At 66.5% G+C, this 13,347-nt stretch carries 12 protein-coding genes; 4 read left to right on the top strand and 8 right to left on the bottom strand.

The window, feature by feature from the left end:
• Window positions 1-57 precede the first annotated feature (57 nt).
• Window positions 58-815, top strand: a protein-coding gene (locus tag AC1Q87_RS17245; RefSeq protein ID WP_492610084.1) for an IS5 family transposase whose coding sequence is annotated in 2 segments (ribosomal slippage) — window positions 58-400 and window positions 400-815 — 759 coding nt in all. Because the reading frame shifts where the segments join, the coding sequence is not laid out codon by codon here.
• A gap of 42 nt (window positions 816-857) precedes the next feature.
• On the top strand, window positions 858-1,523 hold the full coding sequence (locus AC1Q87_RS17240) for a class I SAM-dependent methyltransferase (protein WP_183772360.1): 666 nt from the start codon (window positions 858-860) through the stop codon (window positions 1,521-1,523).
• Window positions 1,524-1,549: 26 nt separating this feature from the next.
• Here AC1Q87_RS17240 and AC1Q87_RS17235 read toward each other — a convergent pair whose 3' ends face one another.
• Both AC1Q87_RS17235 and AC1Q87_RS17230 read right to left on the bottom strand, forming a co-directional pair.
• Window positions 1,550-1,726, bottom strand: coding sequence for a hypothetical protein (locus tag AC1Q87_RS17235; RefSeq protein WP_183772358.1), 177 nt, complete (start codon window positions 1,724-1,726; stop codon window positions 1,550-1,552).
• Between the two features lie 66 nt (window positions 1,727-1,792).
• Window positions 1,793-2,644 carry an MBL fold metallo-hydrolase gene (locus AC1Q87_RS17230; RefSeq protein ID WP_183772356.1) on the bottom strand — a complete coding sequence of 284 codons (852 nt, stop codon included), beginning with the start codon at window positions 2,642-2,644 and terminating at the stop codon, window positions 1,793-1,795.
• Window positions 2,645-2,719: 75 nt separating this feature from the next.
• Here AC1Q87_RS17230 and AC1Q87_RS17225 point away from each other — a divergent pair, with 75 nt between their 5' ends.
• Both AC1Q87_RS17225 and AC1Q87_RS17220 read left to right on the top strand, forming a co-directional pair.
• Window positions 2,720-3,082: an ArsR/SmtB family transcription factor gene (locus AC1Q87_RS17225; RefSeq protein ID WP_492610083.1), complete on the top strand. Its 363-nt coding sequence runs from the start codon at window positions 2,720-2,722 to the stop codon at window positions 3,080-3,082.
• Window positions 3,048-3,566 (top strand): rhodanese family protein, encoded by a 519-nt coding sequence (locus AC1Q87_RS17220; protein ID WP_183772352.1) that lies wholly within the window; start codon window positions 3,048-3,050, stop codon window positions 3,564-3,566. The genes AC1Q87_RS17225 and AC1Q87_RS17220 overlap by 35 nt, the downstream gene beginning before the upstream one ends.
• Before the next feature lie 19 nt (window positions 3,567-3,585).
• On the opposite strand, the gene AC1Q87_RS17215 is transcribed toward AC1Q87_RS17220, so the two are convergent.
• From AC1Q87_RS17215 to AC1Q87_RS17190, 6 genes are all read right to left on the bottom strand, one after another.
• The gene (locus tag AC1Q87_RS17215) at window positions 3,586-6,072 is read right to left on the bottom strand and encodes a heavy metal translocating P-type ATPase (protein WP_183772350.1); all 2,487 of its coding nucleotides are present in this window, start codon (window positions 6,070-6,072) and stop codon (window positions 3,586-3,588) included.
• 99 nt (window positions 6,073-6,171) lie between these two features.
• The gene (locus tag AC1Q87_RS17210) at window positions 6,172-9,393 is read right to left on the bottom strand and encodes an efflux RND transporter permease subunit (RefSeq protein WP_183772348.1); all 3,222 of its coding nucleotides are present in this window, start codon (window positions 9,391-9,393) and stop codon (window positions 6,172-6,174) included.
• Between the two features lie 9 nt (window positions 9,394-9,402).
• Window positions 9,403-10,647, bottom strand: coding sequence for an efflux RND transporter periplasmic adaptor subunit (locus AC1Q87_RS17205; RefSeq protein ID WP_183772346.1), 1,245 nt, complete (start codon window positions 10,645-10,647; stop codon window positions 9,403-9,405).
• On the bottom strand, window positions 10,644-11,900 hold the full coding sequence (locus AC1Q87_RS17200; protein ID WP_492610082.1) for a TolC family protein: 1,257 nt from the start codon (window positions 11,898-11,900) through the stop codon (window positions 10,644-10,646). Before AC1Q87_RS17200 ends, AC1Q87_RS17205 begins: the two co-directional genes overlap by 4 nt.
• A gap of 51 nt (window positions 11,901-11,951) precedes the next feature.
• Window positions 11,952-12,305, bottom strand: coding sequence for a hypothetical protein (locus AC1Q87_RS17195; protein WP_183772342.1), 354 nt, complete (start codon window positions 12,303-12,305; stop codon window positions 11,952-11,954).
• A gap of 296 nt (window positions 12,306-12,601) precedes the next feature.
• Window positions 12,602-13,300: a M23 family metallopeptidase gene (locus tag AC1Q87_RS17190; protein ID WP_343056118.1), complete on the bottom strand. Its 699-nt coding sequence runs from the start codon at window positions 13,298-13,300 to the stop codon at window positions 12,602-12,604.
• Window positions 13,301-13,347: the final 47 nt, after the last annotated feature.

The raw sequence follows: 13,347 nt of genomic DNA, 5'->3' as shown, positions 1-13,347 counted from the left end.
CTCACGATGTGAGATGTCTGATTCATAGGGCTCGGTTCGATGGACGGAGCCCTATTGATGTCGGTGAAGCGCTACGAGTTGAGCCAGGTCCAGTGGGAGCGGATCGCCGGCCTGTTGCCGGGCAAGGCGGGCGATCCTGGACGTACGGCTGCTGACAACCGGTTGTTCGTCAACGGCGTGCTGTGGGTGCTGCGCTCGGGCGCGCACTGGTGCGACCTACCTGAGCGCTATGGGCGCTGGAAGACGCTGCACAAACGCTTCAGCAGATGGTCCAAGGCCGGGGTCTGGGATCGGGTGTTCGCCGACCTGATCAAGGACCGGGACAATCAGTACTTGATGATCGACAGCACCCTGGTTCGCGCCCACCAGCAGGCGGCGACCGGAAAAGGGGGGCCTCGGATCAGGCTCTGGGGCGCTCCCGAGGCGGACTGACCACCAAGATCCACATGGCCGCCGACACCTTCGGACGGCCGATCCGGTTCATCCTCACCGCCGGCCAGAGCGGCGACGCCTTGGCCGCACCAGCCCTGCTCGGCGGCTTCCGCCCCAGCGCCGTGCTCGCCGACAAGGCCTACGACTCCAACGCCCTGCGCCAGCTCATCGCCGAGGCCGGCGCAGAGGCGGTCATCCCATCCAACCGCACCCGCAAGGTGCTCATCGCCCACGACATAGAAGCCTATCGCGCACGCAACCGCATCGAGCGCTGCTTCTCAAAGCTCAAGCACTTCCGACGCTTCGCCACCCGCTACGACCGCAGGGCCATCCACTTCCTAGGCTTCGTACACCTCGCCGCCACCATGATCTGGCTGCGCTGAATGTCGATTCCGCCTAGAGCGTTCCCCACAACGGGAACTGTCATGACCAACACGCGCGACTTCACTCCGGCCCTTGGCCGCCATGAGTTGACCCAGACCTACGACAGGGCCATCGCCCTCATGACGCGTGAACGACGCTGGCGGGCGGCGCTGCTGAAGCTGGTCGCTCCGCGCGAACATGAGATCATTCTCGATGTCGGATGCGGGACGGGCACCTTCGCGCTCATGCTCAAGGCCGCCTGCCCCGAGGCGCGGATCATCGGCGTCGATCCTGATCCGAACGTCCTGGCGCTCGCCAAACAGAAGGCAGACGAGGCCGGGCTGGCTGTTGAGTGGCGGGAAGGCTTCGGCGACGCCCTCGGCGAGGTCACGCCGGAAGGGACTGTCGACAAGGTCGTATCCAGCCTCGTGCTCCACCAGTGCTCCCTTGAGGTGAAACGCGCGATCCTGGAGGCCATGCGGACGGCGCTGAAGCCCGGCGGCCGGGTCGTGATCGCCGACTACGGTCATCAGCGTACCCCGCTGATGCGCCTGCTGTTCCGACAGGTGCAGATGCTCGATGGTTTCGCTCACACCCAGCCGAACGCTGACGGCGTCCTGCCGGGTCTGATGTCGGCGGCGGGCCTGGCGGACATCGAGGAGACGCGCATCGTGCCGACCCCAACGGGGTCTATCTCGCTCTATTGTGCGACGGCCCCGTCGCGCTAGCGACCAGCCTCAGCGGGCGGGTGTTCCTACGGCGCGCCTAGCTTGGGCTCAACCGCGACGTCGCGGGTCGGAATGTCAACGCCGTAGTCCGCCGCGCTCGCAGGCTGACCCGCGGCCTTCGGCTCGGCGAAGGTCTCCCGTGGCTTCGTGGCGCACCCGGTCAAAACCAACACCCCGAACAGCGCGATCGGCAACAGCCTCATGCGTTGGCCTCCTTGATAGAGAGTCAACGCTAGACACCGGCGATGGCGGATTGAGGGCGGCCGGGGCTACAGCGCATTCACCGGCAACTTGAGGAACACCCGGCCTTCGGACGACGGGGCGGGCAGAGCGCCGGCGCGGATATTCACCTGAAGGGATGGCAGGATCAAAGTCGGCGCCGCCAGTGTGGCGTCGCGCGCCTCGCGCATCGACACGAACTCGGCCTCGCTGACACCCTCACGGACGTGGACGTTATCCCGGCGCTGGGCCGCCACAGTGGTTTCCCAGACGACGGTGTCGCGGCCGGCGGGCAGATAGTCGTGACCGACGAAGACGCGGGTCTCAGGCGGCAGGGCCAGGATCTTGCGGATCGACCGGTACAGGGTCGCAGCGTCGCCACCGGGGAAGTCGGCCCTGGCGGTGCCGTAGTCGGGCATGAACAGGGTGTCGCCGACGAAGATCGCGTCGCCCACGTGATAGGTCACACAGGCCGGGGTGTGGCCGGGGGTGTGCAGGACGCTGATCCGGAGGTCACCGAGCGGTAGGGTCTCGCCCTCCCGAACCAGCCGGTCGAAGACCCGACCGTCGGCCTCAGCCTCGAACAGCTCGCCGAAGCTCTTCTGCACGGCCTGGATATCGGCCCCGATGACGACCTTTGCCCCGGTCTTGGCGCGCAGGTAGTCGGCGCCGGAGAGGTGGTCGGCGTGGGCGTGGGTTTCCAGGATCCAATGCAGTTGCAGTCCCCGAGCCTGGACGGCGGCTAGCAAGGCGTCCGCGGAGGCGGTCGAAACGCGCGCGACCTTGGGGTCGAAGTCGAGCACAGGGTCGATGATCGCCGCAGCCTTCGTTGCCGGGTCAGAGATCAGATAGGAGATCGTGTGTGTGGCCTCATCGAAGAAGCCCTCTACGCTAAGGATCATGGTCGGAGCCTCCTGGCTTTCGGCTCTCTATATATTAGCTATTGCTAATTTAGCAACTTCGCATATATGGCGACCATGTTCGATCTCGCGAACTTCGACATCACCCGTTTCGAGGCCAGCGCCGGGGAAGCCGCCAAGCTCCTTCGCGCGCTGGCCAACGAGCGTCGGCTGATGGTCCTCTGCCAACTGGGGGACGGCGAGCTGTCGGTCGGGGACTTACTTCCTCGGGTCGGCCTTTCGCAGTCGGCCCTTTCGCAGCACCTGGCGGTGCTTCGCGAGGAGGCGATCGTGGCCACGCGCCGCGACGGCCAGACCATCTGGTACCGGATTGCCAATCCCGCCGCGGTGCGGGTGGTGACGACACTCGCCGAGATCTTCTGTCCCCCGGACACGAGGAAGAGCCATGACCGCCAAGCTGACGCCCCTGACGCCGATTGACGCCGCAGCCCGCCTGAACGCCGGCCAGGCCATACTGGTGGACATCCGCGAGCCCGACGAATTCGCCCGCACCCGTGTGAAGGGCGCACTGTCCCGACCACTCACGGCGCCTGGCGTAGCCCCAGCTGGCCGCCAAGTGATCTTCACCTGCCGCACGGGCATGCGCACCGACGCCGACGGCGACCGCCTAGCCGCGGGCGTGACCGGCGAAGCCTTTGTCCTTCAGGGCGGACTGGATGGCTGGATCAAGGCGGGCTTGCCGATCGAGCAGGACCGGCGTGCGCGTTTAGAGATGATGCGCCAGGTCCAGATCGGCGCCGGTTCGCTGGTGCTGCTGGGCGTGTTGCTCGGCCTGCTGGTGCATCCCGGCTTTTTCGCCGTCGCGGCCTTCGTCGGCGCGGGACTGACGCTCGCGGGCGCCACCGGCTTCTGCGGCATGGCTCGCCTGCTGGCCTTCGCGCCTTGGAACCGCCGCTTGCTCTAGGAAGTAGGCGGAGCTGTTATCAGGCCCCCCGATCGCTGTAGGCCAGCAGCCGCAACGCGTTGAAGACGACGACCAGTGTGGAGCCTTCGTGCATCGCCACGGCCGGTCCGATGCCAAGCCCCAGGATCGTCGCCGGCACGAGGACCGCGACCACCCCCAGACTGATGAAGACGTTCTGCCGAATGACTGATCGGGTTCGGCGGCTAAGCCCGACGGCGAAAGGCAGGTGACGCAGGTCGTCCGCCATTAAAGCGACGTCGGCAGTCTCAAGCGCAACGTCCGAGCCCGCAGCGCCCATGGCGATGCCGACCGTCGCGTTGGCCATAGCCGGCGCGTCGTTCACACCGTCGCCGACCATCGCGACCTTGTCCTCCGCCCGGAGTTTGCGGATGGCCTCGACCTTGTCCTCTGGCATGAGATCACCCCAAGCCTCGTCCAAGCCGACATCCTTGGCGATCGCCTCGGCGACCTTGCTGTGGTCCCCAGAGATCATCAGCATGCGGGTGATGCCGAGCCGCCGCAGCGCAGCCAAGGCTTCGCGCGCAGCCTCTCGGGGAGTGTCCATCAGGCCGATGACGCCCAGGTCGCGGTCCCCCTTGCGCACCGCCATGGTCGTGCGACCTTGGTCACGAAGGCGAGCAATGGCCTGCGCGGACTCAGCGCCAAGCGGCGGCACGCCATCCACGCCGAACATCTCGGCCTTGCCGATCCAAACGGTTTCGCCGTCCAGCCGGGCGACGACGCCGCGTCCGATGAGGTTGTTCAGTTCGCTAGCCGCACCGATGGCCTTGCCCGCTGCCCCGAGCCGTTCACGGCCGTCGCGGGCGATCGCTTCGGCAAGCGGATGATCGCTGAGCATCTCGACCGCGACCGCGACACGCAGAAGTTCTTCATCATCCACCGCGGGCGCGGCGATGACGTCCGTGATCCGCGGCCGCCCTTCAGTGAGCGTCCCGGTCTTGTCAAAAGCGATGGACCGCAGTGAGCCCAGATCCTCCAGCGGCGCGCCGCCTTTGATGAGAACGCCGCCCTTGGCCGCTCTTGCGACGCCAGAGAGCACGGCGCTGGGCGTAGCGATAGCCAGCGCGCAGGGACTTGCGGCGACGAGCACCGCCATGGCGCGATAGAAACTGTCCGAGAAGGGCTCGTCGACGACGACCCATGCAAAGAGCAACACGAACGCCAGCACCAGGACGACGGGCACGAAGATCCGCTCGAACTTGTCGGTGAACCTCTGCGTCGGAGACTTTCGGGTCTCGGCCTCGCTAACCAAGCGTACGACCTTGGCCAAGGCGGAATCGGTGGAGAGGCGCGTGACCTCCACCTCAATCGCGCCGGCCCCGTTTATAGTGCCGGCGAACACCCGAGACGTAGCGTCGACGCCATCGGGCCTAGCGCGAGCCAGAGACGGATTCTCGACCGGGCGCTTGTCGACCGGCATGCTCTCGCCGGTAACCGGGGCCTGGTTGATGCTGGACGCGCCTTTCACCACAAATCCATCGGCGGGCAGGCGCTCGTTCGGGCGGACAATCACCACATCCCCAAGCACGAGGTCCTCGACCCCCACTTCGGTTGTTCCGCCCTGGCGTCGGACGGTCGCGGTGCGTGGCGCAAGTTCGGCCAATGCTTCGATCGCGCGCTTGGCGCGCCCCATGGCGTAGTGCTCGAGCGCATGGCCTAGACTGAAGAGGAACAGCAGCAGCGCCCCCTCAGCCCACGCCCCCAGCGCCGCAGCACCTGCGGCCGCAACGAGCATCAGGGTGTCGATTTCAAAGCGCTTAAGGCGAAGGTTGTCGAAGGCTTCGCGGAGCGTGAAGAAACCCCCGAAGCCGTAGGCCCCTACATAAAGCGCGGTCGGCAACCAGGCCGGCGCGGCGGGGACCAGCTTTTCGATCAGGAAGCCCGTCGCCAGCAGCCCCCCGCAAAGCAGCGAAAAGATCAGTTCGCTATTGGCCCCGAGCGGGCCGCCATGAGCGTGCCCGTGATCCTCACCTTCCTTGTGAACATGGCCCGGCTTTCCGTGCTCATCGTGAGCCTTCGCCTCTCTCGCCGGGGCCTTCGTGACAGGCGTCACACCAAGCCCAGCGAGGACCTTCAGTACCTCTTCCTGCGATACGAAAGTCCGATCGAACTCGATCCGGACGAGACCCGCGGCGCTGGCGTCGGCCTCAAGCACGCCAGGAGTTGCGGCAAGACGCTCTGTGATCGTCCGCGCGCGGCGCTCATGCTGGATGCCCTGAACCTGCCAGACAGCGTGACCAAAGCGTTCTGTGATCGCCGCGCCCGATGCGGTGACGAGTTCTCGTAGCCGCGATAGCGAGATGACAGCGGGATCATAGTGGACGCAGAGGTGAGGCTCCTTGGCCTCAGCGCCGTCCACCACATGGGCCTTGGTGACGCCAGGCCGCCCTGCAATCTCGTCGGTAAGCCGCCTGACGCAAGCGTCCGAACTGTCGTGCACCTCCGGCAAGATCAGCGGGATGTCGAGTTGAAGCGTCTGGATCATGCCGAACCTCTTGATGAGGCCAGAACGTGCGGCCTCGAGACTGGTTGGACGAAGCAGGCGACGGCTTCCCGCCGCCTGCCGTTGAACGCCGGGATCGAGCTAGTCTTCGATCCCTTCACTCTTGCGGTGCCTAACCGCCTGGGCCGCGAAGGTCGGCAGCACCAGGAGGGTCAGCGCCGTCGCCGTCAGCAGCCCGCCGATGACCACAGTCGCCAGCGGCTTTTGCACTTCGGCCCCTGCCCCGCTGGCGATCGCCATCGGGATGAAGCCAACGATCGCCACCAGCGCAGTCGTGAGCACTGCTCGTAGGCGGCTCGATGCACCTTCGATCGCCGCTGTACGCGGGTCTAGGCCGCCGTCGAGCCGCTCCCGGATCGACTGCATGAGCACGAGCCCGTTCAGCGTCGCGACCCCTGAGACGGCGATGAAGCCGACGGCTGCGGACACCGAGAACGGCATGCCGCGCAACAGTAGAGCGAGCGCCCCTCCGACGAGGGCCAAGGGAACGCAGGCGAACACCAGACCAGCTTCAGCAAACGAGCCCAAGGCCATGAAGAGCAGGATCCCGATCAGCACGAAAACAATCGGAATGACGAGCGAGAGCCGCTGCTCGGCGCGCTGCAGGTTCTCGAATTGGCCGCCCCAGTCGAGATACACCCCGGCCGGAAGGTCGACCTTGGCCACCCTTTCCTGGGCATCGGTGACGAAGCCTCCGAGATCGCGACCGCGAACGTTGGCCTGGACCACCATGCGACGACTGCCATTCTGGCGACTGATTTGGTTTGGTCCCTCTCCGGTCTGGATGCGGGCGACTGACGACAGCGGAACGACTGTGCCGTTCGGCCCGCTAATCGGGAGAGCGGCCAACGCCGCCGGGTCGTTGCGCGCGTCTTCTGGAAGGCGCACCACCACATCGAAGCGGCGATCGCCTTCAAAGATTCGCCCGGCCTCTGCTCCGCCGATCCCCGCAGAGACCGCCTCACTGATATCGGCTGCCGACAGCCCGTAGTTGGCGGCGGCAAAGCGATCGACGGTGATTGTCAGGGTCGGCAGGCCTGACGCCTGCTCGACCCGGACGTCCGCCGATCCGGACGTCTCGCGCAGGACGCCGGCGATTTGGTCGCTGACACGCTGCAGAGTGGCGAAGTCGTCGCCGTAGACCATCACCGCAAGGTCGGTTCGAACCCCGGAGATCAGTTCATTGAAGCGCAGTTCAATGGGCTGGCTGAACTCGAAGTTGTTGCCGATCTGTCCAGAAGCCACCTTCTCGAACCGAGCAATGAGCTCCTCCTTCGGCAGCTTCGGGTCGGGCCAGTCCTTGCGGTCCTTCAAGACGATGACGCTGTCGGAGATATTGGGCGGCATCGGGTCGACTGCGGCCTCGGCCGTGCCGGTGCGCGAGAACATCGTCTCCACCTCCGGCTGGGCTTTGATGACCTTCTCCAGCGCCATCTGCATGGCCAGGGACTGTTCGAGTGAAGCCGACGGCACCCGCAGAGCCTGCATGGCGATATCGCCCTCATCGAGGGTTGGAATGAATTCTCGGCCAAGGACAGTGAAGGACACCGCCCCCAACACAAGGGCGGTGATCGCCGAGATCAGGACCACCTTTGGCCGAGCGACCGCCGCCACGATGGCAGGCTGGATGAACCGGCGCGCGAAACGCAGGATCTTGGTCTCGTGTTCCTCGACCTCTCCATCCGGACCGGTGTGGACCGTCTTGGGATCGCGGACGAGCAGCGCCGTCATGGCCGGCACGAAGGTGAACGAGAAGATGAAGGCGCCCACGAGGGCGAGCATCACCGTCGCGCCCATCGGCTGGAAGGTCTTGCCTTCGACCCCCTCAAGGGTGAGCAGCGGGGCGAAGACCAGAAGAATGATCAGCTGTCCGAATGCGGCCGGCTTGACCATTTGCCGGGCCGACTGGATGGCGACATCCAGACGCTCGTGACGGGTCAGAAGGCGTCCAAGCTCAGCACGGCGCTTGGTCAGCATCAGCAGCGTGTTCTCGATCACCACGACGCCGCCATCGACCATTAGGCCGAAATCGAGGGCGCCCAGGCTCATCAGGTTTCCGCTGATGCCGAACCGGTTCATGCCGATGACGGCGAACAGGAATGAGAGCGGGATCATCAAGGAGGTGATGATCGCGGCGCGGATGTTCCCCAGCAGCAGGAAGAGGATCACGATCACCAGGAGCGCGCCCTCGGTAAGATTGCGCGCCACTGTAGCGATGGTCGAGTTGACCAGCTCACTGCGGTTCAACACCGGTACGGCGACGATGCTGGGCGGCAGGGAGTCGTCGACCACCGAAAGACGCTCGGCGGCCGCCTGCGCCACCGTGCGGCTATTGCCGCCCGCGATCATCAGAGCCGTGCCCAGCACGGCCTCATGCCCGTCTCGGCTTGCCCCGCCCAGCCTAGGCGCTTGGCCCGCCTCGACCGTAGCGACATCCGCCACGCGAACGACCAGGCCGCTGCGGTTGGTCACCGGCGCTTGGGCAAGGTCCTCCGCCGTGGCCGCGAGGGCGTCGGTACGCACCACCAAGGCTTCCCCGGCACGCTGAATGTAGCCGGCGCCCGATTGGATGTTGGCTCGATCGAGAGCCAGGACGAGATCGTTCAGACTCAGTCCGTAGCCGGCGAGCTTGGCGACGTCTGGCCTGACCGCGAACTCCTTGACGTAGCCGCCGACCGTATCGACCCCCGCCAGCCCCGTGGTCGTGCGCATCTGCGGCGCGATGATCCAGTCCTGAACCGTGCGAAGATAGGTCGCCCGCTGCTGCGGAGTGGTCAGGCGTTCTCCCTCGGGAGTGAGATAGACGCCCTCCTCCTGCCAGCCCGGTTGCCCTGGCTTAGCCAGCGTCTTCTGGCTGTAGGGCTCGTAGTCGACGGTCCACATGAGGACCTCGCCCAACCCCGTGGTGATCGGCGACAGTGCAGGCTCCACCCCTTCGGGCATACGCTCCCGCGCCTGGGCTAACCGCTCAGCCACCTGCTGTCGGGCGAAGTAGATATCGGTCTGGTCGGTGAAGATCGCAGTGATCTGGCTGAAGCCGTTGCGCGACAGCGACCGGGTGCTGGTAAGTCCCGGGATGCCGGCCAACGCCGTCTCAAGTGGATAGGTTACCTGGCGCTCGATCTGCTCAGGCGCCAGAGCAGGAGCGACCGTGGTGATTTGCACCTGACGGTTCGTGATATCCGGCACGGCGTCGATCGGCAGCCGGGTGAGTTCGAAGAGGCCGACGGCGCAGACCAGCGCCACCGCCAGCACCACGAACCATCGAAAGCGAACGGATGCTTCTATGAGAAGTTTGAACATGCGCGCCCCCTAGTGCCCGTGCTCGGCCTGGCCCTTGGCGAGCTCGGCTTTCAGCAGGAAGGCGTTGGCGCCGGCGATCCGTTCGGACCCGTTCAGCCCTCGCAGAATCTCGGTTCGGCCGCCCGCCTGGCGACCGGTGAGGACGGGCACAGCCCTGAAGCCCCCAGCAGTTTGGAGGAAGACGACGCTTCCACCCTCGACCGTCTGCACGGCCTCGGACGGCACCGTGACGCCCCCAGTCGCACCGCCGGTGACGACGGCCGCGGTTACCGGTGATCCGACAGGGGGCGCTGCGCCCCCGCTTGGCCGTGCGCGGACCACGGTCGCGCCGGTTGAGGCGTTGGCGGCGGCGGCGACCCCGGTCACCACAGCGTCAAACTCGCCGGCAGGACCGTGGACACGAATGGGCGCACCAGCGCGCAAACCCGTCGCGATGGCGGGCGGCGCATTGAACACCAACTCCACGCGCGCAGGGTTGGTGACCTCAGCGACAACGCCGCCCTGGGCGACGAAGCCGCCCGGCCCCACCGCGACGCTGGAAACAACGCCGGAGATCGGCGAAGTCACGCTGGTCCGGCCAGATGCATTGGGGCCGCCGGCCGCGGCCGACCGCGCACGCGCAGCTCGAGCACTGGCCTCCGCGCTCATCGCTTGAGCACGGGAGGTTTCCACCTCTTGCCGCGCGACCACGCCCTGTTCGCCAAGGCTCCGGTCACGGTCGTAAGCGCGGCGGGCGGCGTCTGCCGCAGCAACCGCCGCATCGGCTTCAGCGCGATAGGTCGCGGCGTCGCCGCTGACCAGAACGATCAATGGTTGCCCGGCGCGCACCGACTGACCGGGAGCCACAAGGACCTGCTCGATGCGACCGGCGACGGCAGCGCCGACACTGGCCCGCGCATCGATGACGGGCTCCACCCGGCCCGAGAGCCGCGTCTCGCCACCACCACCCTGGCCGACCGCCACGATTTTGATGCCAGCTGCCTGCAACTGGTCCGGCGTCAGGGCGACGACGCCCTCTTCATCCTTCTCGGCGCCGCCTTCGGCGTGACCACCCTCTTCAGCGTGACCGGCTTCTCCGGCTTTGCCATCCTCAGCGTGCCCGGCCTCGCCTTCCTCCCCATGGCTGTCAGAGGTCTTCGCCGCCGCGGGGGCGTCGTTGCGATTGAGCAAGGCGGACAGGCCAAAGCCCGCGCCGCCAGCGATTACAGCGGCCGCAGCCACCGCGCCAAAGAGGCGCTGCTTGTCTTTGGTCATTGGGGTACTCCGGTCTCGGCGACGCCCGTCAATCGGACAAGGGCGGCCTGGGCGCCGATCCGCTCTACGGCGGCAGCGATGGATTGGGCCCGCGCGTCCGTCAGAGCGCGGCGGGTGTTGAGAAGCTCGGCGAGATCGATCTTGCCGGCTTCGTAGCCGATGCGGGTCAGCCGGTAGGCTTCCTGGGCGACTCTTTCGCCCTCAAGGGCGGCCGAAAGTCGGGCTTCGGCTGCGGCGATCCGGGCCGTCCCCGAACGTACGGCGGCGGCGGCGTCCAGACGTGCAGCGTTGAGCCTTGCCTCGGCCGCGTTCACGTCGGCCCGAGCCGCACGGATATTGCCCTTGTTCCGGTCAAAGAGCGGAAGCGGCGCTGAGACCCCAGCGACCAATGCGGTCGAATCTGATTCAGAGAAGCGCCGTACGCCGACCGAGACGGATAGATCTGGAACAGCCTGGCGGCGCTCCAACGTCACCCGCCGCTGCGCTGCCTCGCGCTCGGCCTCGGCGACCAAGATCGCAACGCTGTGCTCCGGATCCAGCGACCGCCGCCCAAAAAATGAGGCGCCCTGGTCGAGCAGGCTTGTGGGGATCGAAGTGAACGGTGTGGCTGCACCGGCTAGGGCGGTCAGGTTCGAGAACGCCGTCGCCCGTGCCGCTTGCGCCTCGTCGAGCGCAGCGAGCGCGCTCTGCAAGGACGCCTCGGCCTGGAGCCGACGCAATTCCGGCTCCCGCCCCGCCTGCACGAAGGCTCGCGCAATGGCGGCATCCTGCTTGGCGGCCGCCAACGTGTCCTCAGCGAGGATGAGGCGCCGGTCGCTAGCTTCGGCTTCGGCGTAGGCGAGGGCCAAATCGAACCGGAAATCGGTACGCGCCTGCGCTTCGCGCCTCCGGGCGGCGTCCAGTTCGGCCCGCCCGACCCCGATGCGGGCGGCCTGCTTGCCGCCGAGCTCCAGGGTCTGGCCTAGGGTCGCCGTGGTCTCGGCGACGCCGGACCCACTGTATGGCCCGGTGCCGGAAAAGTTCTCCCGATCGATACCGATCGTTGGGTTTGGAAAGGCGCTGGCCTGCAGCGCCAGGCCTTCGGCCCGGGAGACCGCGGCGCGGGCTTCGGCAAGGCGCGGCGCGGTTGCATCAGCTTGCGCCACGAGTTCGGCGAACGGCGGAACAGGCTCAGCGGCGGGCGCGCCGACAAAGAGCCCCAGGGCCGCCAGCCCTGACGCGGCCGCAAGCAGCGGCCCTCGATGATAAGACACGATAATCCTTCTCGATTGTGATGACGGAAGGCGCGGGGAGGCGCCGGGTCATCACGCGCGAGGCGGACGTTCTAGGCTGGAAGGGTCGAAGTCGGGATGCAGGCGTGCGAGCGCCCAGCTGTGCGGCTCCGAAGAGCGGCGCGCACTGACGTCCTGGCCCTGGGCGAAGCCCAGCCCTAGGTGGTGGCAATGGCCGTGGGCGCAGGTTTCGACTGCGCTGTGGATCGGATCGGGTTCGGAGTCGTCAGCGACGAGGACATAGTGCAGATCGCCAGCTACGCCGACCGGGCTGCCTTCGTCCTGGCAGGCGACGGCGTCGATCGCCGACCCCGCCACAAACGCCATGGCGAAGGCGACGACCATCAGGCCGCCGAGTGTCCGCCACCATGTGCGTAGAAGCGCCATTGGTCGCCCTATAGACGCGGGCCTGCGCCGTGGGAATGCGTTATAAGATCACGTTGAGGCACAGTTTGAATGTGCTCCCGCTCGGTACGTGGCAGGGGTGTGGACGATGATCTGCCAAGCTAGGCGAAGATGCGGGACGGTGACCAAGCCGCCCTCGTGCGGCCTTCGCGAGCCGACTGCTCCCGACTAGTTGAAGGCCAGCCAGGCCATGCTCGCGGTGAATGTCATCGATACGATGAACAGAAGCACCGCCCACAACGACGGGCGTCTGTCACGGCCATCCCTCCTTTCACTCGTCACAACACTACGCCCCTTGCCGTAGCGCTGCTTCGTTCACCCGTCATGCTCGGCAGGATCACCAGAGGATTCAGCCGTCCGCCGCTGCGTCCAGTGAGTTCCAAGTGGACATGATTGGTCATGCCTGCGCCGTAGCGCACGGCAAGATCTTGCGCCCGGCCGATCAGGTCGCCCGCGGCGACCGTTGTCCCCGGTGTGACTTGGGAGCCGACATAGAGGACACGCGCTACGTAGCGTGTCGCAGGGTTGGCGATCTCAACATATGTCAGTGCGGCGCTGTCGCTGTAGGCCGCGCCAACGCGGGTCACCCGGCCGGAAATGGGTGCGCGGACCGGCGTCCCGGGAGCGGCCACCAAATCCACGCCACGATGCTGACGGCGGCCGCCATCGCGGGCCGCGCCGAACGCCCCAGAGCCAAACGCATCGGTTCCGCGTAGATTGCTGTCCACGGGAGCCGCCACGTCCAAGCGGCCATCGGCGTCGAGGTCGAGCCCACCCGTCGCGGACATAGGTGGAAGAGCCGCAACGACAGGAAATGTCGACCGCGATGGCGTCGTCACTGCGCCTGCGTTCCGTCCAATGGCCAGGCCAAGCGCGAGTCCGACGACGATGATTGCCCAAGGCGTCGCACGACGGAGCCGCTCCAAGCGGCGCTCCAACCGCCGCAAGGCTTCCGCATGATCGAACGTGGTGGTCACGCTGAATTCTCCTTCGTCCAAGGCAAGTTGGGTAAAAACGACGCCCC

The sequence above is a fragment of the Phenylobacterium sp. GW823-FHT02A09 genome, assembly GCF_058797775.1.
The sequence above is the reverse complement of the archived record's forward strand: the minus strand, read 5'-3'. Positions and strand labels throughout refer to the sequence as shown.

Excerpts from the sequence above, each read along its gene's own strand:
- AC1Q87_RS17240 (WP_183772360.1), top strand. The coding sequence starts at position 858 with ATGACCAACACGCGCGACTTCACTCCGGCCCTTGGCCGCCATGAGTTG.
- AC1Q87_RS17235 (WP_183772358.1), bottom strand. The coding sequence starts at position 1,726 with ATGAGGCTGTTGCCGATCGCGCTGTTCGGGGTGTTGGTTTTGACCGGG.
- AC1Q87_RS17230 (WP_183772356.1), bottom strand. The coding sequence starts at position 2,644 with ATGATCCTTAGCGTAGAGGGCTTCTTCGATGAGGCCACACACACGATC.
- AC1Q87_RS17225 (WP_492610083.1), top strand. The coding sequence starts at position 2,720 with ATGTTCGATCTCGCGAACTTCGACATCACCCGTTTCGAGGCCAGCGCC.
- AC1Q87_RS17220 (WP_183772352.1), top strand. The coding sequence starts at position 3,048 with ATGACCGCCAAGCTGACGCCCCTGACGCCGATTGACGCCGCAGCCCGC.
- AC1Q87_RS17215 (WP_183772350.1), bottom strand. The coding sequence starts at position 6,072 with ATGATCCAGACGCTTCAACTCGACATCCCGCTGATCTTGCCGGAGGTG.
- AC1Q87_RS17210 (WP_183772348.1), bottom strand. The coding sequence starts at position 9,393 with ATGTTCAAACTTCTCATAGAAGCATCCGTTCGCTTTCGATGGTTCGTG.
- AC1Q87_RS17205 (WP_183772346.1), bottom strand. The coding sequence starts at position 10,647 with ATGACCAAAGACAAGCAGCGCCTCTTTGGCGCGGTGGCTGCGGCCGCT.
- AC1Q87_RS17195 (WP_183772342.1), bottom strand. The coding sequence starts at position 12,305 with ATGGCGCTTCTACGCACATGGTGGCGGACACTCGGCGGCCTGATGGTC.